Below are 17566 nucleotides of genomic sequence, written 5' to 3'. Positions count from 1 at the left end.
TAGTTTATTCGTTACTGCTGATTGATGTTGATCGCACACGGCGACTGTTAAGCATTAATAAGATCCCAACAAGTACAGTAACCATAGATACGACCATTCGGAGCGTTAATGGCTCATGCAAAAATATCAAACCACCAATGGTTGCTAAACACGGTACGCTCAGTTGCGCAGTACTGGCTGTCATCGAATCTATTTTGGGCACAACACGATACCAAAGCGCATATCCGCAAGCGGAAGCAAGTGCTCCCGAAGCAACCGATAACATTAAACCACGCTCATCAATATGCCATTGTGATTGCTGCACTAAAAACGGTAACACTACAAACGGAATAGCCGCCAAAAAACTAGAGGTAGTCAGTGATAGCGGTTGTCGTTGTCCCTGCCCTGCAATCGTAAATCCCGCCCAAGCTAAGCCAGATAACATCATAAGTAATGCGCTTGTCAGTGGCGGAGAGTTCGTTCCTGGTAGCAGTAAAATGATCGTCCCTACCACTGCTAATCCCATGCCACTTGCTTTCATCCAAGTTAATCGCTCTTTACGCCAAAAGCCATGTAACACCATGGTGATTTGCACCGTACCAAAAAGGATTAATGCACCAATGCCAGAGTCAAGGTGTCGATACGCGAGAGAAAACGCACTAATGTAAATGGCCAATAAAAAACCATGTCGCCATGCACACCGAAATGACCATTGACGACTGACTAAACGATTGATCAGTAGCAACGCAGCGGCTCCGCTAACAACACGTAGCAGTGAGAAACTTGTATCATCAATATGACCATGACCCAACGCTAAACGACACAACACTGAATTTGCAGCAAAGGCGATCATTACCAAAACTAATTGCATATTGAAGATATTATCCTTAGCTAAAGTAAGTGTCTATATTTAAAAAGAAAGATTAAGGCTTACCAATAACGAAAAAAGCCGCTTTGTATTCAACAAAGCGGCCAATGTTTTAACCTTAATCTATGTGAAATTACACTTTGAAACGTTGAACAATATTGCTCAGTTGCTGATTCACCTGAGCGACAGTTTTCATCCCAGCTAAGGTTTTTTCGCCATTATCCGCTAAGTTATTCACGATTTCATTAAGGGCATTCATATTACGGCTTACATCGTGTGTCACACTGGTTTGTTCTTCTGCAGCGGTCGCAATCTGGCTGCTTAAATCGTTAATTTCCGTTACAGAATTAATGACCGTTTCCAATCCATCGTGCACGCCTTGCGCCTCTTGCGCTGTTTGTTCACATTGCGTTTTGGTATTTTCCATCGCAGCAACAATTTCTCTACTACCCGCAACCAAACGTTTGAGCACGACACCAATCTGTTCGGTACTCTCTTTTGTTCTGTTCGCTAATTGACGCACTTCATCGGCCACAACAGAAAAACCCCGCCCCTGCTCACCAGCTCGCGCAGCTTCAATCGCGGCATTCAAAGCAAGTAAGTTGGTCTGTTCTGAAATATCACCAATAACCCCTAAGATAGTATTAATATTTTTAGTTTCGTCATTCATTTCGTTGACTCGCAAAGAAGCGGCGTCGACTTCACTGATTAACGAGGCAATATTGTTCTGCGATTTTGCCACCAGACGACTGGATTCATAGCTTTCCTCATTGGTGCGCTCGGCCAAGCTTGCTGCGTTGGCAATGTCACTAGCCATTGCGCTGGTAGTCGCACTCATTTCATCAATCGCAGTCACAACTTGCTCAGTCTCAATCACGTGATGATTGAGCATATCCGAGTTATCTTTAGAAAACTGCTCCATTTGTTGTACGTTATCTTGCAACGTTAAAGTCGCGCTGCGAATCTCTTGCATCATCGACTGCAACTTATCGACGAAGACATTAACGCTTTGCGCAATTTGGCCTAAATCATCATTGCTGGTGACATCAAGTCTTTGGGTTAAATCTGCGTCACCACTAGAAAGCCCTTGAATCATAGACTTTAAAGATAAGATGGGGCGATAAATCACCTGAATAACCAACAACGCGACAACAGCACTAATCAGCAGCAGCACTACGGTAGTAATAATCGCAGCATTACGCGCAGAAACCAAACTAGCGAACACTTTGTTTTTATCGACAATAACCGCAAAATACCAGTGTTTATTGGCAACATTAATTTGATGAGAAAACAGAACTTTGTCATCACCATCGCTAAAGTTTTGAATCGAGGTCTTTTTACTTACAATTTGATTAACCAAAGGTTTTAGCCAATTAACTTCTGAGCCTTTCATACCTGGCTTAACTGAATTAGGTGCTGATGAGGCCAGTACCGTTGAATCAGAATTTAAAATCAGTGCAGTGGCTAACTCCTGCTTTGCTACATCAACCACCAACTTATTAAGAAACCCTAATTTCATGTCGGCGCCAATCATACCTTGCTTGATACGTTGCACCATACTGATCCAATAGATGTTCGGATCCGATTCATCAGGATAAGGTTCAGTAAGGGCTGGCGTTTCTGCTTTACGCCCATCCTGATAATAACCCATCGTCCGAATATCACCTTCAAACTTATGATTGGGCCAACTGTCGCTCTCTAGGTTCCAATAGGCATCACCACTTTGTTCTAAACCGACAAACGAGCTACCCGTGTTCAGTGTTGTCGCAAAAATATCGGCAAGTTGTACCAAACCTTGTGGTGTACTCGCTGGTAAGTCCGCATTCTTGAATCGTTCTCCTAACCCTTTTAAGCCAGTGATTTTCTCACTAATAAACTGTTCAACCAAGGTTGCTTGATCAGCGACTAACCCACTGTGAGCTTTAAGAATTTGGTTAGTTAAGTTCTCTTTTTGTTTGGCATAAGAAAGGTAATTGGAAATGGCAACAGATAAGCCAACCAACATTAAAATGGAGATGATGAGAATAGACTTCAGGCCTAGCTTATTCATAGTTCGTCCCTGTGTTCATCATAAAAGAAATATATTGCGCGTAGTTAGAGTATCGACGCGTCATTCTGAAAGTTTAGCCGAAAGTCTCAATTTTAATTGAGAATTTCATTATCAATAGAGACAGTATAATAAGGTCGTTGCATAACAATATTGGCATAATACTTCATCTGTATTTAAGCAATTATTGCGCCGTTTTATATCGCCCCCGACCATGTGGTAAAAAAGTGAGCATTACTGTCGTGAATGAGCTTGCTCTAGACGCGTTGCTGACTCAATCCCCCCGACATCTTGAGGTCATTGGGGTATACGATATAATCGTTACCGAATTATTTATTGTAGGATTGTAGTTATGCCCCAACCCGCCCATTCCGTTATTGTTCTCGACTTCGAAACGACGGGCCTATCGCCAACGATGGGAGATCGCGCTATTGAAATTGGCGCAGTAAAACTCATTAATGGCCAAGTGGTGGACACCTATCAGCAATTAATGAATCCGGGATTTCGAGTGAGTACTTTTATTGAAGGGTACACAGGCATTACCAATAACATGCTGCGTACAGCACCGAGCAGTGAAGAAGTCATGGCAGAATTTGCCGATTTTATCGGTGATAGTCCTTTAGTCGCGCACAATGCCTCATTTGATAAACGCTTTCTTGATGCCGAATTCGAACGTATCAACACAACTTATTTGGGTCAATTTGCCTGCTCGATGTTAATTGCCCGACGTCTCATTCAAGATTCTCCAACGCACAAACTGGGTGATTTAGTTCGTTTTAAACACATTGAAAACGATGGCACTTTTCACCGAGCACTCGCCGATTCTCAGATGACCGCTCGTTTGTGGCTTTTAATGATCCGAGAGTTAGAAGAGATGGGGATTCCATCCCCAACGATGGGGTTAATGCAGAAAATTAGTAAAACCAATAAACACGCCATTGCACCGCTACTTAAAAAACTCGGTACTGCCATTCAATAAATGGTAAAAGCACCTTAGCTCATATGTTGTTTTGCTCTCTTTTTCGCGTGTTCGCGCTCTTGCTCGGTACTGGCCGACTGAGCAAGCGCTTTAAAATGCGGGCCAATAATACCGTGTAATTTTACGAATAGTGGGGATTGCTCAAGCAAAGCACGTTTAGTAAACCGGATACAACCACTACAATCTGGGTTCTTAGCAACATAATCTCGGGCCTTAATACCATGCCAGCGCGCTAATAGCCGCATACCAAGCAATAATGGTTCACGTAACAAAGGAAACCACCATTTACGTTCGTAGCACCGTTGCATCAAATACATCGTACAACTTCGACAGCCGCCTGCTGCTTTTTCATTTATTGCCATACTCACTTCTCCCTTGAATATAAATCCATATGTCCATAATTAATAAAAGGATGAATGTCAGATTCCTTATAAGGATCAAACGAATAGTTCAATATAGCGCGATGTTGAAAAGCAAATTTGCGAGCATTATCGAGGTATACGAATGATTATACCCAAATGACCTCAAGATGCAGGATTCAGAGGTTACTTGGGTGCATGCAGATAGGCGATAGTTAACCACATACCCGCGTTGGCTGTTTCACTTCCATATTTCAAACAGCCCTGTAATTATTTTCTGAGAAAAGAGCGGGTCTCAATAAAAGAAACGATTTGATCGACCACCTTTTGGGAATAGATCAAAGAGGTGTGATTAAGCTTTAACTCAATCATGTCTTTCGCCTCTGGTAAGATGGCTTCGGTAACCTCAACGACACCATCACCGTCACCAATCTTTATAAAATTTCCCAACCCAATGTTCATTGTGCCTACAATGCACCCGACATCCGGTTCTTGAGATGAGGTATCCAGCCCCTTAGCCAACACATCACTCGTGTTTTTGAAAGGAAATCGCCCCAGTTTACCCTCAATATAGCGTGCCACTCGGCTTCCGTTATGTGGCGTACCAAGTGTCACAATACAAGGATCAACGAAGTTAGGTTGATAACGTGAAAAATACTCACGGATGAGTAAGCCACCTAATGAATGACCAACAAACACAACATCTCCACCTTGTTGTACTTCTTGATTAAGCTTTTCAACCCCTTTATTAAATTGCAGCGTGTTATATCCGAACACTTGGACCTTGTAACCACGAGGTTTCAGCCTATGCGCCAATAACTGCATAATATTCTTGGGCATATATAAACCATGCACCAACACGATTTTCTTCATATTTTCCTAGCCCTGTATTTTATAAAATATCGAATTCTTGTATCAGTTCATACAATACCGGCATCACTGACAGAGCCAGTAACCCACCCATAGAAAAGTTAAACCACCGACGATATCGATCGAGAGTTAGGTATTGTTTCAAAGCCACCCCAAACATTAGCCATACGCCAACACAAGGAAACGCAACCACGAGAAAAATGCTACAAAGCAACAAGTTTTGTGAGATTGCCGAGCTGCCTACCGCCCCAAAAGCAGCAATAGCTCCTGTGGCGACGACCCAAGCTTTAGCATTAACCCATTGAAATAAAGCGCCTTTAAAAAAGGTTAATGGCTCAGATTGAGTGCTTGAATCCCCAATACCACTTGATGTCATGATGAGCCAAGCAAGATAAAGTAAATAGAGTGCCCCTAATGCTTTAATGATAGTGTGCAGCACTGGAAACCAAGCAAAGACTTGTCCTAGCCCTACTCCCACCAGGAAAATCATAAGGGCAAAACCAACACAAATCCCCGTGAGAAGCGGTAAACTTCGTTTAGAACCAAAATTGACACCAGAGCTCATTACCAAAATATTGTTAGGTCCCGGGGTGACGGATGTTGTGATAGCGAAAATCACCATCGCTATTAAGTAGTCCATTACTTGATCTCATGATTAGCCATTATATGTTCAACTTATCGACAAATATAAACAATTTCAATTAATTATAATAATTTTATTCAGCGAACCTTGGTCAATGGAAAAGTATGTCTGAACTGACACAATTAGTGTGGTTTGTTTTACCCGTCTTTACGCTTTGCCGCAGGAGTTTTTAGCGTATGCCTATTATTATTTAATTAGCAATAGCTAATTAAATAAAGCGTAATGACGAGGACATAATGATGAACAACATCACATCTACCCTACTACTTAGCGCGCTGGCTACATTGCCGATGAGTGCTCTCGCCACTAACACTGACTTTGGAGCCCAAGGTGCAAAACAGACCGCCAATCCGACTCTGGAACAGATGATGGAATATGCCATTCAAGATGAGTATCACGCTAAGGAAGAATACCGCTTGATCATGCAGACTTACGGCGCAATACGCCCCTTTACTAACATCATTAGAGCAGAACAGAAACACATTGAACGCCTAACTTCCTTATATCAACAAAGAGGGGTTGCCACCCCAGATGATACAGCGAAAGAGCATGTGGTTGTGCCAGATTCACTTAAAAATGCCTTTAGTACCGGTGTTTCGGCAGAAATCGACAACATTGCTATGTATCAGTCGTTTTTAAATTCTGAGTTACTGAAAAAGCCTGAAAACAGCGATATTAAGGGGGTATTTACCGCTTTAATGAACGCCTCCAAAAATCACTTAAGCGCTTTTGAACGACATGCCAATCGTTATTAGCCACTGTATCAGGCAGGGAGGATATCCCTGCCTATGCTCAGGCTAACTGGCAAATTTGTTGCCATTTTTCTCTTCTAACACTTTGATTCCGTGATAAAACATAAAGCATAACGGCGTGGTAATATTGAGCATCTCACCAAGCTCTAACACCTTGCCAGCAAACATATCAATTTCAGTACGCTTATTTTGCTCTAAATCTTGCAATGTCGAAGGTTTATTAGGAAACGGAATTTTGCCCACAGTCTGCTCTTGGCGATCGATATCGTCTTGAGTCAGTTCAACCCCTTTCGCATTGGCAATGGCTTTAACTTCGTACATGGCTTGACGACGAATCGCATTGGCATGTTCACTCACATGAAAAGCCCCAAAAGGAACACCTAACAACGCGCAGGTTAAGTTCTCGGAGACATTGCACATAAACTTAAACCACAGGCCCTTGATCATATCGTCATCGGTGCGATAAGGAATATCAGCACGGTTTAATAATGCCTGAATCGCGGCAACACGTTCACTTGTAACCGTATTTTTTGCTTCACCAAAATGAACCCAACCACCTTGAGGATTAAAGTTCGCCACGCCATTCGTCATCACAATGGAGATTCGCATATAAGAATAGAGTACACGCTGCGCACCATATTTAGCGATTAAACGTTCTTCACTATCGATACCGTTCATGACACAAAGAATTTGAGTGTGCTCCCCCACAAACGCCTCAATATCTTGCATGGCCTGTTCAAGCGCCATCTCTTTCACGGCGATGATAATAAGATCCATTGGTTGCCCGTTTTGGGGAGAAACGATACGGAATGTTTCCTTGGCTTGGTTGATGGTCACCCCTTGGGTTTCCAATCGAGTTTTTCGTTCACCACTGGCAATCACGCAGAAATGTTCGTTTCCAAGCATTTGATTAAGCCTTGGTGCAAAAAAAGCGCCCATTGCCCCTAGCCCAATGAGTGCGACATTGTTTATCTCCATCTTCCCTGTCCTTTTATTATTTTGCTCTGTTATTACCTTACTAAAAGTGGCGCAATAACAATATGAACTGAGAGGGAAAAACACAGCAACGTACTAAAATTGCCACCAAAGAAATCCCAATGGTTCAATTTAATTCCAGACGGTGATTTGCGCCTTAAAGCCGTTTCCTTTGGTAATCATCGGCATACATCACAAAAGTATTGGGCGAATCTTGACGATAGATGCCCATTTTGAAATAGGGACCAAAACAATCTTGATATGCTGTCGGCCCTATATAATTCACCACCTGTTGATGTTGAATCCACACTTTGACATACCCATCGCTAGACCAACTCCAATTGACATCGACTTTCATTTGATACCACTGGTTTTTCTTAATGGGCTCGCTGCGATACAACACCTTGCGTTGCATTTGAGTACGGTTATCGTGATTCACTGCCACTGAAGAAGTTTGCAACTTAATCAACAGTTGGTCACCATGAACATCTAGAGCCAAATTAGGGCTGCGACTCACTTCACCAAGATGTAAATCAGGCGTCGCATGCCATTGAGCAATCAGCGCTCGAACATTGTCGCTATGCCATTCATTCGGGAAAAACACCCGGAATTGGTACTGAATCGGATGATGAAATGGCGCCCGATATTGCTCGTAAAGCTCAGTTCTGGGCCGATTGACTGTGCGAGTCTGTAACGTTTCCCCATGGCGAAGTTCAAAACGCACCACCGAGTTCTTCTTGTTGGTAGGATCGTTGGCTAAATGCAGGGCTCGGTGATTAGGCGCTTGCACCAACCAGCCTTTTAACGGCCATTGGTTAGCGTCGAAGGTGTGCAATGTCGTCTCTGCGCCAGGGAAATGACGAGCAGGACATGTTGTCAACTTGTCCGTATTCGCCAGCACACTCGTACTCACCAACCCAAAGCCGCTGAACAACAGCATCTTGATAAGCGTGTCTGCCCATTTTCTCATGGTAAACAAAACTCTTTTCAACGGATAATGTCGCCATCATAAGCAACAATAACCCACCAAAGCGTGCGCTAAAGCGTGATTTTACTTTGCTTAATGTAACCTGCACAAAACGCTGAAATATAAAAATAGATTAAGAAAGGCAGCCTAAGCTGCCTGTATGAATTTACTGATGCTGAAAGCCAGCACTATGCTAATTTCGGCATGCCCGTGATATAGCCGACCATCGAACCATAGCCACCTTTAAAGTTAGCGCGAATATAAGGGTCGAGCGTATCTTTGACTTTATCATGCAGTGGGCTTTCCCAATCACCGGGGTGCTGAGAGTTACTCATGATGTAAGTCCAGCCATTGATTTCATCCACAGCGTGTAACCCTGTTGATTCAGCGCCAGCGGCGCAAGACATCACACGAGAGAGCTCGCCCGTATCCACATTATAAGCCCACAAGAAGTTATTAACGTGTAAGCCACTGTCTTCACCAATAAATAGTGTGCGCAATTTTTCAGAGAATTTAATGTTATCTGGGTTCGCAATTCGCTCTGCATTAGCCAAGTTACCTAGATAATCCGGTTTGGCTAAATCTTCACCCGCTAAGTTATACGGCACATGCATATGCGTTGAAACCCACTCACTATCAATCGGTTGACCGTGGTTGTCTTTTTGCCCGCCTAGCAAAGTGTGCTCAAACACTGCGCCAGCTTTTGGCCCTTCAACGTGAATATCGGTAGAACCATCAGTCATACTTTTATAGATGTAAGACATCGCTGAATACGCTTTTTTATCTGCGATATTGACGGTAGTCCCTTCCATTTTGGTAAACCCTAAAGAACCGCCTACCAATGCTGCGTAACGATGCGTTTCTAAATAAGCCGCAGCTTTTTCCATGCCCGGTTTAAGTTTCACCCAATTATCCTTGCCGCTGTAACGGATATGAGTAAAGCGATTATCATGGGGATCTTTGGTGCGAATATCCATGATATCCGAGGCTTTAAGGCCGCTATCCACCAGCTGCTTGATTTCATCGCTGGTTGCATGACCCAATTTTATCCAGCTGATATCACCAGCACCCGGCCCTTTACCTGAAACCTGAGTCCATTTCGCTACGTATAATTTGCCCGAAGACAAATCACGTTTTCGGTCAGCAATGAACATGAACAAACCACCATTGGTAGCATCATCTCCCATAATCACAGTGCGCTCATCCGGCATCACCTGCACCAACTCATGGGAAATGCGACCTAAGCAATAGTGCTTGTTCATCGAGCCAGTCCCATCTTTATTGACTGTCACTTCAGGCAAATGACCATAGTTATAGGGATTCGCTTTATTTTCATCACCAAACAGGTGTTTGCTATAACTTTTGAATTCTGCGTTATCAAGATCAGAGGCATCAGGTTCATATTCTTCGCTCGATAAGTGAGTCCCCCACGGTGATAAACTCGCCCCACATGTGATCCATAAACCACCCACGCCCGAGGTATCCACGTTACTGTATTTCACCAGTTTTAATTCACCTGTTTGTGGGTTTTGATCCAATGTTAAAACTGCGATAGGCGAAGGCAAACGTCCATACATATCTTCTTGCGCGCCATTTTGGGACGTATATTCAAACTGAACCACCGCAAATACTGGGTTACCGTACACACCATCAACATGCGCACCATCCACCGTTAATAGGCTCGAACCATCTGGACAATCAGAAAAGAACTGACGATTGTTGGCCGTTGGATCAAGAATCGGTTGACTATTGATATCGTAGTAACCACCTGCAACAACCGTATTGCCCTTGCCATCAGGAACAAGATCACCAGTAATAAAGAAAGGTTTGTAAGCCAGCGCGACTTCGCGGCTTGTCCCATCTGTAAAACGAAGTTGCATTGATGATCCGATAGTCGTTGTCGACATCGCAGCTGGATCAGATAGAGACGGGGCATCCATCGATATAAAACGCACCGCATTAAGCTTGGCATCACTGCTGGTAGCTGCTAAGGAGCTGGCAACAGCCGTTGAACTGCAGCCTGCGGTTAAAAAACTTCCAGCAAGAGGCAATAAAGGCGCTCCGGCTAAGAACTGCATCATACGACGACGACTGCTATCGACTGAATTGGTTTTATCAACTGTATTAGATTCGTGAGACATTGAACGCTTCCTTGATATAAGACTGTAAGTCCGAATACCAACATTCGTCTTTTCTTTATTATTGATATACCCAACGGTTCATGATTCCGCTGCAAAGCTTTTCTCCACCAGCGTCTGTGATCAGTTAGGTATATAAGCCTGACGATGTTAGTCCTGAATCCAACATAACCGTCTAATATGAACATTATCTTGCAGTTCTATTAAGACTAAAAGTCACGGATTCAACTTGAGATATATCTTCACGACGCCAATTTAATAATTAATTTTTGTGCTTATCATTAAATAAATTCACTATTTATTAATCAGTTAAAATTAAAAAATAAAATTCAGTGATTTATTTTCGATAAATATTACCTTTCACTGTAAGAGTTGCCCTGGTGAGTACGACTAATGATTGAAAACAGAAAATAACGGCTTGAGGAACTTAAACGCCGTCAACAACATTAGCCATGATTTAAAAGGAACATATTATGAAAACCTCTCTACTCTCTACTATCGCTTTAACATCATCAATGGCACTTGCATCAGGTACAGCAATCGCTAGCGATAATCCATTTAGCGTTCAACCGCTAGATTCTGGCTATCAACTGGCCTCTCATCACGGAAAAATGGGGGATGCGAAATGTGGCGAAGCCAAGTGTGGTGAAGCAAAATGCGGCGCAACGATGATGGAAGAAGAGAAAACCATGGAAGGCAAATGCGGTGAAGGAAAATGCGGTAGCTAATCTATTTTCTAGCATGGGAGAGGCTTCCTCTCCCATTCACTGCTAAGGAGCATGTATGCACACACTTCAAGGCGCAGGGTTAGGCTTTCGCAGAGAAATGCTAAACGATCTGAAACAATCGCCCCCCAATGTCGACTTTTTTGAAATTGCCCCTGAAAATTGGCTAGGACTTGGAGGGCGTTTCGCCGCTGATCTGCACGATTTTACTGAACGATATCCGTTTGTTTGCCACGGTTTATCCCTCTCCCTTGGCGGAACAGAACCGATTGACAAGCCCTTTTTACAGCAGGTAAAGCAGTTCATTCATGATCATCAAATTCGTTTTTACACCGAACATCTTTCTTGGTGTACCGATGACGGCCATTTATACGATTTGCTGCCGATTCCTTGCACTTTTGAGGCAGTTAACTGGTTAGTAAGCCGTATCCAGCAAGTGCAAGAGATTCTCGGAATGCAAATAGGGATAGAAAATGCTTCAACGTATTTAAGGCCTGATAACGCTGAGATGTCAGAAGAGATGTTTATTCACGAAATCGTCCAGCGGTCTGGTTGCTTTTTGCATCTTGATGTCAATAACATCTACGTTAACAGCCAAAATTTCCATTTCAATCCGCTTACTTACCTAAACGCACTGCCACTGGATAAAGTGGGTTACATCCATGTAGCAGGCCATTACACCAGAGACGACGGCATCATTATTGATAGTCATGGTGCTGATGTGATTGACCCTGTCTGGCAGTTGCTGGCCGACGCGTACTCGGTTATCAACGATGCCAACCTCGCCACTTGCCTCGAGCGCGATTTCAATTACCCAGGAATGACCTCCTTACTCAAAGAGGTTGATACCATCAAGCAGCTGCAAGCTTGCTTCTCTCATGCCAGACAAGGAGAGGACCATGTCCGCACCAAATTCGCTTAGGGAATTTCAATTGTCTTTCGGTCGTTACTTGCGAGCTGATGATACGAGCCCGCCACCACCTTGTGTTGATCATAATCGTGCGGCTATCTACAAAGATCTGCTAAACAATAATGTGGCGGGATTCATTAACCAATGCTTTCCTGTGACCCGTAGCTTAATCCCGACACCGCAATGGACACAGCTCTGCCAACACTTTTTTACTGAATGGCGTAGCCCATCGCCTCTCTTTCGCGATATTCCCCATCAGTTTTTGGAATTCATACAACAAAGTCATTACCTTGATGAACTTCCTGCTTGGTTTACGGATCTCGCACATTATGAGTGGGTTGAGCTTTATCTAGAGACGGTGCAAGTGGACTCCATCGAACCAACGTTAGGTAAACTGACCCTCAATCAACCTGTGATCCCTTTGGTATATTCTTGGCCCGTACAACAATTATGCGTGGACTGGATACCAGACACACCACAAGAAACGTATTTGATTGCGCTTCGAACCGCGACCCATGACATTAAATTTATTTCTGCCAATGCACCAACATTATTGATACTGCATGAACTGTGCGAAAGCCCACTCACTGAAGAAGCACTTGTGCGACGTCTCGCCGTACAACTTGGTAGACCTTGTGATGATGCCTTTTACCATCATTGCCAACAAGTTATCGAACAATTAACTGAGCAGCAGGTTTTGCTATAACGACGCAACCTAGGGGTTACTATGACTATGTTTTATCGATTGAATCATCATTGGCACTGCCTACTAAAAGCACTAAGGCATATCGATTTTCTTGGTCCATTAGCACTTCGAATCTATCTTGCCCCCATTTTCATTTTGGCGGGCTGGCACAAATTGAATGCCCTCGATAATACGGCATTTTACTTTGGTGAATACCTACATTTACCAGCACCGATGGCAATGGCGATCTTGGCTGGCTCGGCCGAATTTATAGGCGGTATTGCCCTGTTACTAGGAATTGGCCTACGAATAATGACGATTCCATTGATGATCACAATGATTGTTGCTGCAACGACTGCCCATTGGGAAAATGGCTGGCATGCGTTACCAGAAACTCAGCTGACCGTTCCTTGGGAATGGCGCTCCGACCTCATTGAAGAGGCACAGCAGCGCAAAACCGCTGCCATTTCCCTGTTAAAGGCGCATGGCAATTATCAGTGGCTAACCCAAGCGGGTAGCTTCACGGTATTAAAAAATGGCATCGAATTCGCAGCCACCTACTTCATTATGCTGTTAACACTACTGTTCACCGGCGCCGGACGCTTTGTCAGCATCGACTACTGGGTTGATAGACACTGCAAAACTAAGCACGTCGATGAAACGGTGTAATAACGATGCCTCGGAAAAGAATTGGACTAGTGGCCAATAGATATTGGCCATAACAAATATATTTATAAATTTCCTACTCCTCCATCAATGAGTAATTCAGAACCAAGCATATAAGCAGATTCATCAGAAGCTAAAAAAACGGCTGCTTTTGCTAATTCTAGTGGCGTACCCAAACGCTTCATTGGCACCAATTCTTTTACTTGATTAATTAAGGCTATTTGTTCTTTCTCGGGCAGACCAAACTTATCGAATGCGTCTGTCTGTGTAGGACCGGGACTTAAGGCATTAACCCTAATTCCCAGATGTTTTAGCTCACCGGATAATGTTCTAGCAAGTGATATTAATGCTGCTTTACTTGCAGAATAAACACTACTCTGGGGCAACCCTATCTGAGCAGAAACACTTCCACAAAGAATGATAGAGGCTAAATCAGATAACAATGGCAACAGTGAGCGAATAAGAAAGAAAGGTCCTTTTAAATTTGTATTTATCACACGATCAAAGCTTTCTTCATCCCATTCATCTAATAATTTGTGTGTGACATCACCTGCATTGATGTAAAGAATATCTAGTCTTGGAAATACTGTTTTAATTTCTTCAGCCAAATGATTTTGCTGAGGAACATTAGATGAATCATTTTGAATCAGTAGTGTGTCTTTTGCTAACTCACCTTTTGCTTTTTCTAATCCCTTTTCACTACGGCCTGTGATTGCAACCGTTGCCCCCTCTAAACAGAACTGCTTTGCCGTTTCTAATCCAATACCAGCGGTACCTCCGGTTATTAAAGCATATTTATTCTGTAGTCTTAACGCCATGACATCTCCCGTTGTTTTTCTGTACATAGGGGAGCATTATTAGACCTATAGTTTCAATTGTATAGTAGGTACCAAATGGATACTAAAGAGAAAAATAAAAATTATCGTCCGCCTTGTCCCATGGTTGACTTCGTAAATATTGTTTCGGGTAAATGGGCGATTCCAATTCTATATCGGTTAATCGTAACAAATCATCTAATTCGCTTTGGTGAATTGCAAAGAGCAATAGGACCTATTACGCAAAAAGAACTGACCAAACAATTGCGCGCCTTTGAACACTTGGGGCTCGTTCGCAGAATAGTCTATCCAGAAATGCCACCCAGAGTGGAATATTGTGTAACGGATTTGGGGCTAACTTTAAAACCCACTCTAGATTCACTCGCACACTGGATGACTCAGCATAGGGAGCAATTGATTTCCCAGTCCGAAGGATCAAATGAGTAGCACTTAAAAATGCATCTTAAATTAAAGATCAAAGTTAATATTAATGTTTTCTCACTTTAAATATTACTTATATATAAAATGTAAACATCGTGATAAATACATCTAAATTTATTATTTTATTTTAAATACTGGCCATTCAAAGTAATATTCATCCTCTTTGGTTGGCTATTATTTAAAAATAAAATTTATGAAAAAAACACTCGTTACTTTATGTGCAGTGAGTGCACCTTTTTTGACTAACATCGCATTCGCTGCAGACGCAGGCACACCAGCAATAATTGGTAGCTACGATGGAATTGAGTATAACTTCTGGCGTCAAAATTATCAGGTGAATGGCGCTAGAGACGGTGATGAATCAGGCTATATGGCAAGCTTTGTCTATACTCCTAAAATCGTAATTATTCCTAACATGCGCGCCGCAACAACTGAGATTAATGGCAATACATTAAATTATGATAAACAGGATCTCTCCTTATATTACAACATCATTAATACCGATTACGGGTTGTTAAGCCTTGGAGGCGGTTGGTCACAAGCTCTTGGTCACTCTTATTTAAGTGGTCAAAAGAAATCGTTAGACAAAATCAAAGGCCATGTCTTTGGCGCGGTGGAAATAGGCTCTGCAGTGACCGGAATCCTCTTCGCACAGGGTATTTTTAGCGAAGGTCAATACGATTACAAAGTGGGTTGGAAATACCCGTTCAAAGCCGATTCAATCGAATTAGATCTTCAAGCTGGTTACCGAGCGTTCGAAATTGATTTTGCAGACTTTGGTGGACTAAATAATGCAGTAAAAAGCTCTGTCGACGGCTTCTTTATCGGGGCTTCACTGTATTTGCTGTAATCTATTAAACAATAGAGCCCCGCTTGGTTTAGCAAGCAGGGCTCTCATTCATTTCACAGTCAAAGACCAAAACAAGTTAATCATTCTGCCACTTTATTGATTACGCTTTTTCTTCTTTTTACCTGTACCGGCAGGTTTCGCGCGTGGTTTCATAGGCAAAAAGTAAGCTTCACTTTGATCATCTTCTACTTCAAAACCTTCCACTTGCTCACGCTCAAGTTTAAATTTATTTTTCTTTTCAATCACTTTGAAGTGATGATAATCGTCATAATCAATCAACGAGATACCGAGGCCCACTTCACCAGCACGGCCACTACGCCCAATTCGGTGCATATAATCTGCCGGGCTACGCGGTAAATCAAAGTTAATCACGACAGGTAATTTTTCTATATCCAGACCACGGGCGGCAATATCCGTCGCAATGAGAACTTGAATCTCACCAGACTTAAACTCTTCAAGTACACGTGTACGAGCTCCCTGCCCTTGGTCACCATGAAATACAGCGGCAGTAATGCCACGTTTCGACAGCTTTTGTGCCAGATGGTTACACCCATTTTTGGCATTCACAAAAATCAACGTTTGGCGCCATTGATGTTGTTTGATTAAGTGCGCCAGCACAGCCGTCTTTTGCCCTTTATTCACACTGAACACACGCTGTACCAATGTGCTTGCATCTGCACTCTGTAATTGAATATCTACTGGGTCTTTAAGCAGATTTTGAGCTAAGTTCGTTACCTTTTCAGGAAACGTAGCAGAAAACAGCAAGGTCTGTTTGTTCGCAGGTAGCAGTGCCAGAATCTTATTCAGTTCCTCAGTGAATCCAAGGCTCAACATACGGTCAGCTTCATCGAGCACAAGAGTTTTCACTTGATCCAACTTAATCGCGTTACTCGATACCAAATCAAGCAAACGGCCCGGTGTTGCAACAATGATGTCACTACCACCACGTAATGCGAGCATTTGCGGGTTGACCGATACGCCACCAAACACTGCCACCGTTTTAAGTTTGTCTCTTAGATGGTACGAGTAAGATTTAATGCTATACGCGACCTGTGATGCCAGCTCACGAGTAGGAACTAAAACCAAGTGAGAAACAAAATTACCACGACGAGTCTGCATCGCATCTTGCTCAAGGATCTTTTGCAACAACGGCAAAGCAAAGGCAGCCGTTTTACCCGAACCTGTATTTGCACCTCCGACAAGATCCCTTCCTTCAAGTATATGTGGGATAGCATCAGATTGAATGGGGGTCGGTTGGCTATATTCCAACTCTTGTAGTCGTTCAACTAAAGTGGACACTAGGCCGAGGCTGGTAAACGTTGCTTGCTGTGAATTATCTGTCATTACGTGTGTGATTCTGTACTTGGTATGGTAAAGGGCGTGTATCTTATGCTATTTGCCGCAAGGATGTTAGCCATAATTCACAAATACGGATGATTTGGTTCTGGTGCAATTTTTCTAATAGTTGATGAATCAAGCAAGAGGATAAAGCGAGAATGGTGCCGATTATCAGAGTTGAACTGACGACCTACGCATTACGAATGCGTTGCTCTACCTACTGAGCTAAATCGGCACATAACCATAATTTAACGTGCTGATTTTATTCTTATATCGCGACAATATAAACTAGTTTCATCAGAGTAAATTGTTATTTAAATTAGGATTTTAAATCCTAAATGACATATTGATTATCCAACCCTTGAATGGGGCAATCATCACGCCGATTTGCGGTCAATTCCAAGGTAACACAGGGCAAAAGCATGAAGGTGCCCATCATTAAAGGGCTGCGAGAACCTTCTCTAAATACGCTTCACTCATTCCGGCCATCTTCCTTTTGCGTTTTACTCCACCTTTGAACGTTTTTTCATTCGATATCAGTGATACACACATGTGGCGG

18 protein-coding genes and 1 tRNA gene are annotated in these 17566 nt (G+C 42.9%); 8 read left to right on the top strand and 11 right to left on the bottom strand.

Translation table 11 applies throughout. The features are described 5' to 3' along the window. Positions 1 to 4 precede the first annotated feature (4 nt). Both F9817_RS13860 and F9817_RS13855 read right to left on the bottom strand, forming a co-directional pair. Entirely contained in the window at positions 5 to 850 is an 846-nt protein-coding gene (locus F9817_RS13860) for a DMT family transporter (protein ID WP_161156528.1), read from the bottom strand. Between the two features lie 130 nt (positions 851 to 980). Beyond that, positions 981 to 2897 (bottom strand): methyl-accepting chemotaxis protein, encoded by a 1917-nt coding sequence (locus tag F9817_RS13855; protein ID WP_161156526.1) that lies wholly within the window; start codon positions 2895 to 2897, stop codon positions 981 to 983. Between the two features lie 349 nt (positions 2898 to 3246). Between F9817_RS13855 and F9817_RS13850 the strand changes: the two genes are divergently transcribed. Beyond that, positions 3247 to 3873: a 3'-5' exonuclease gene (locus F9817_RS13850; RefSeq protein ID WP_161156524.1), complete on the top strand. Its 627-nt coding sequence runs from the start codon at positions 3247 to 3249 to the stop codon at positions 3871 to 3873. A gap of 14 nt (positions 3874 to 3887) precedes the next feature. On the opposite strand, the gene F9817_RS13845 is transcribed toward F9817_RS13850, so the two are convergent. From F9817_RS13845 to F9817_RS13835, 3 genes are all read right to left on the bottom strand, one after another. Next, positions 3888 to 4235 (bottom strand): nitroreductase, encoded by a 348-nt coding sequence (locus F9817_RS13845; protein WP_161156522.1) that lies wholly within the window; start codon positions 4233 to 4235, stop codon positions 3888 to 3890. Positions 4236 to 4502: 267 nt separating this feature from the next. Next, the gene (locus F9817_RS13840) at positions 4503 to 5105 is read right to left on the bottom strand and encodes an alpha/beta hydrolase (protein ID WP_161156520.1); all 603 of its coding nucleotides are present in this window, start codon (positions 5103 to 5105) and stop codon (positions 4503 to 4505) included. Positions 5106 to 5124: 19 nt separating this feature from the next. Next, positions 5125 to 5742 (bottom strand): LysE family translocator, encoded by a 618-nt coding sequence (locus F9817_RS13835; protein ID WP_161156518.1) that lies wholly within the window; start codon positions 5740 to 5742, stop codon positions 5125 to 5127. Between the two features lie 239 nt (positions 5743 to 5981). Here F9817_RS13835 and F9817_RS13830 point away from each other — a divergent pair, with 239 nt between their 5' ends. Next, entirely contained in the window at positions 5982 to 6500 is a 519-nt protein-coding gene (locus tag F9817_RS13830; RefSeq protein ID WP_161156516.1) for a ferritin-like domain-containing protein, read from the top strand. A gap of 42 nt (positions 6501 to 6542) precedes the next feature. Here the strand turns inward: F9817_RS13830 and F9817_RS13825 are convergent, their stop codons facing one another. The 3 genes from F9817_RS13825 to F9817_RS13815 form a co-directional block, all read right to left on the bottom strand. Beyond that, positions 6543 to 7475: a ketopantoate reductase family protein gene (locus F9817_RS13825; RefSeq protein WP_161156513.1), complete on the bottom strand. Its 933-nt coding sequence runs from the start codon at positions 7473 to 7475 to the stop codon at positions 6543 to 6545. Between the two features lie 154 nt (positions 7476 to 7629). Next, complete coding sequence (locus F9817_RS13820) at positions 7630 to 8442, bottom strand: heparin lyase I family protein (RefSeq protein WP_161156511.1); 813 nt, start codon at positions 8440 to 8442, stop codon at positions 7630 to 7632. Positions 8443 to 8627: 185 nt separating this feature from the next. After that, positions 8628 to 10580, bottom strand: coding sequence for a PhoX family protein (locus F9817_RS13815; protein WP_161156509.1), 1953 nt, complete (start codon positions 10578 to 10580; stop codon positions 8628 to 8630). A gap of 470 nt (positions 10581 to 11050) precedes the next feature. Between F9817_RS13815 and F9817_RS13810 the strand changes: the two genes are divergently transcribed. From F9817_RS13810 to F9817_RS13795, 4 genes are read left to right on the top strand one after another with little or no spacing between them, the layout of a single operon-like run. Then, positions 11051 to 11305 carry an HvfA family oxazolone/thioamide-modified RiPP metallophore gene (locus F9817_RS13810; RefSeq protein WP_161156507.1) on the top strand — a complete coding sequence of 85 codons (255 nt, stop codon included), beginning with the start codon at positions 11051 to 11053 and terminating at the stop codon, positions 11303 to 11305. 55 nt (positions 11306 to 11360) lie between these two features. Further along, on the top strand, positions 11361 to 12224 hold the full coding sequence (locus F9817_RS13805) for an HvfB family MNIO-type RiPP peptide maturase (protein ID WP_161156505.1): 864 nt from the start codon (positions 11361 to 11363) through the stop codon (positions 12222 to 12224). Continuing rightward, entirely contained in the window at positions 12202 to 12918 is a 717-nt protein-coding gene (locus F9817_RS13800) for an HvfC family RiPP maturation protein (protein WP_161156503.1), read from the top strand. Before F9817_RS13805 ends, F9817_RS13800 begins: the two co-directional genes overlap by 23 nt. 21 nt (positions 12919 to 12939) lie before the next feature. Further along, on the top strand, positions 12940 to 13566 hold the full coding sequence (locus tag F9817_RS13795; RefSeq protein WP_202436462.1) for an HvfX family Cu-binding RiPP maturation protein: 627 nt from the start codon (positions 12940 to 12942) through the stop codon (positions 13564 to 13566). A 62-nt stretch (positions 13567 to 13628) separates the two neighbouring features. On the opposite strand, the gene F9817_RS13790 is transcribed toward F9817_RS13795, so the two are convergent. After that, the gene (locus F9817_RS13790) at positions 13629 to 14381 is read right to left on the bottom strand and encodes an SDR family oxidoreductase (protein ID WP_161156501.1); all 753 of its coding nucleotides are present in this window, start codon (positions 14379 to 14381) and stop codon (positions 13629 to 13631) included. 75 nt (positions 14382 to 14456) lie between these two features. Here F9817_RS13790 and F9817_RS13785 point away from each other — a divergent pair, with 75 nt between their 5' ends. Beyond that, on the top strand, positions 14457 to 14825 hold the full coding sequence (locus F9817_RS13785) for a winged helix-turn-helix transcriptional regulator (RefSeq protein WP_161156499.1): 369 nt from the start codon (positions 14457 to 14459) through the stop codon (positions 14823 to 14825). 187 nt (positions 14826 to 15012) lie between these two features. After that, positions 15013 to 15669 carry a porin family protein gene (locus F9817_RS13780; protein WP_161156497.1) on the top strand — a complete coding sequence of 219 codons (657 nt, stop codon included), beginning with the start codon at positions 15013 to 15015 and terminating at the stop codon, positions 15667 to 15669. A gap of 93 nt (positions 15670 to 15762) precedes the next feature. On the opposite strand, the gene F9817_RS13775 is transcribed toward F9817_RS13780, so the two are convergent. Both F9817_RS13775 and F9817_RS13770 read right to left on the bottom strand, forming a co-directional pair. Further along, on the bottom strand, positions 15763 to 17013 hold the full coding sequence (locus F9817_RS13775) for a DEAD/DEAH box helicase (RefSeq protein ID WP_161156495.1): 1251 nt from the start codon (positions 17011 to 17013) through the stop codon (positions 15763 to 15765). Between the two features lie 153 nt (positions 17014 to 17166). Next, positions 17167 to 17242 (bottom strand) — tRNA-Thr (locus F9817_RS13770). Positions 17243 to 17566 lie beyond the last annotated feature (324 nt).

Origin of the sequence: Vibrio eleionomae (assembly GCF_009874545.1) — a bacterium.
GTDB lineage: Bacteria > Pseudomonadota > Gammaproteobacteria > Enterobacterales > Vibrionaceae > Vibrio > Vibrio nitrifigilis.
Note: the sequence above shows the minus strand (reverse complement) of the source record. Positions and strands in the feature narration are given on the sequence as shown.

Bases quoted from the DNA above. Each gene is read 5' to 3' on its own strand.
- F9817_RS13850 (WP_161156524.1), top strand. From the start codon at position 3,247: ATGCCCCAACCCGCCCATTCCGTTATTGTTCTCGACTTCGAAACGACG.
- F9817_RS13810 (WP_161156507.1), top strand. From the start codon at position 11,051: ATGAAAACCTCTCTACTCTCTACTATCGCTTTAACATCATCAATGGCA.
- F9817_RS13825 (WP_161156513.1), bottom strand. From the start codon at position 7,475: ATGGAGATAAACAATGTCGCACTCATTGGGCTAGGGGCAATGGGCGCT.
- F9817_RS13855 (WP_161156526.1), bottom strand. From the start codon at position 2,897: ATGAATAAGCTAGGCCTGAAGTCTATTCTCATCATCTCCATTTTAATG.
- F9817_RS13775 (WP_161156495.1), bottom strand. From the start codon at position 17,013: ATGACAGATAATTCACAGCAAGCAACGTTTACCAGCCTCGGCCTAGTG.
- F9817_RS13830 (WP_161156516.1), top strand. From the start codon at position 5,982: ATGATGAACAACATCACATCTACCCTACTACTTAGCGCGCTGGCTACA.
- F9817_RS13820 (WP_161156511.1), bottom strand. From the start codon at position 8,442: ATGAGAAAATGGGCAGACACGCTTATCAAGATGCTGTTGTTCAGCGGC.
- F9817_RS13840 (WP_161156520.1), bottom strand. From the start codon at position 5,105: ATGAAGAAAATCGTGTTGGTGCATGGTTTATATATGCCCAAGAATATT.
- F9817_RS13835 (WP_161156518.1), bottom strand. From the start codon at position 5,742: ATGGACTACTTAATAGCGATGGTGATTTTCGCTATCACAACATCCGTC.
- F9817_RS13805 (WP_161156505.1), top strand. From the start codon at position 11,361: ATGCACACACTTCAAGGCGCAGGGTTAGGCTTTCGCAGAGAAATGCTA.
- F9817_RS13800 (WP_161156503.1), top strand. From the start codon at position 12,202: ATGTCCGCACCAAATTCGCTTAGGGAATTTCAATTGTCTTTCGGTCGT.
- F9817_RS13780 (WP_161156497.1), top strand. From the start codon at position 15,013: ATGAAAAAAACACTCGTTACTTTATGTGCAGTGAGTGCACCTTTTTTG.
- F9817_RS13860 (WP_161156528.1), bottom strand. From the start codon at position 850: ATGCAATTAGTTTTGGTAATGATCGCCTTTGCTGCAAATTCAGTGTTG.
- F9817_RS13795 (WP_202436462.1), top strand. From the start codon at position 12,940: ATGACTATGTTTTATCGATTGAATCATCATTGGCACTGCCTACTAAAA.
- F9817_RS13845 (WP_161156522.1), bottom strand. From the start codon at position 4,235: ATGGCAATAAATGAAAAAGCAGCAGGCGGCTGTCGAAGTTGTACGATG.
- F9817_RS13790 (WP_161156501.1), bottom strand. From the start codon at position 14,381: ATGGCGTTAAGACTACAGAATAAATATGCTTTAATAACCGGAGGTACC.
- F9817_RS13785 (WP_161156499.1), top strand. From the start codon at position 14,457: ATGGATACTAAAGAGAAAAATAAAAATTATCGTCCGCCTTGTCCCATG.
- F9817_RS13815 (WP_161156509.1), bottom strand. From the start codon at position 10,580: ATGTCTCACGAATCTAATACAGTTGATAAAACCAATTCAGTCGATAGC.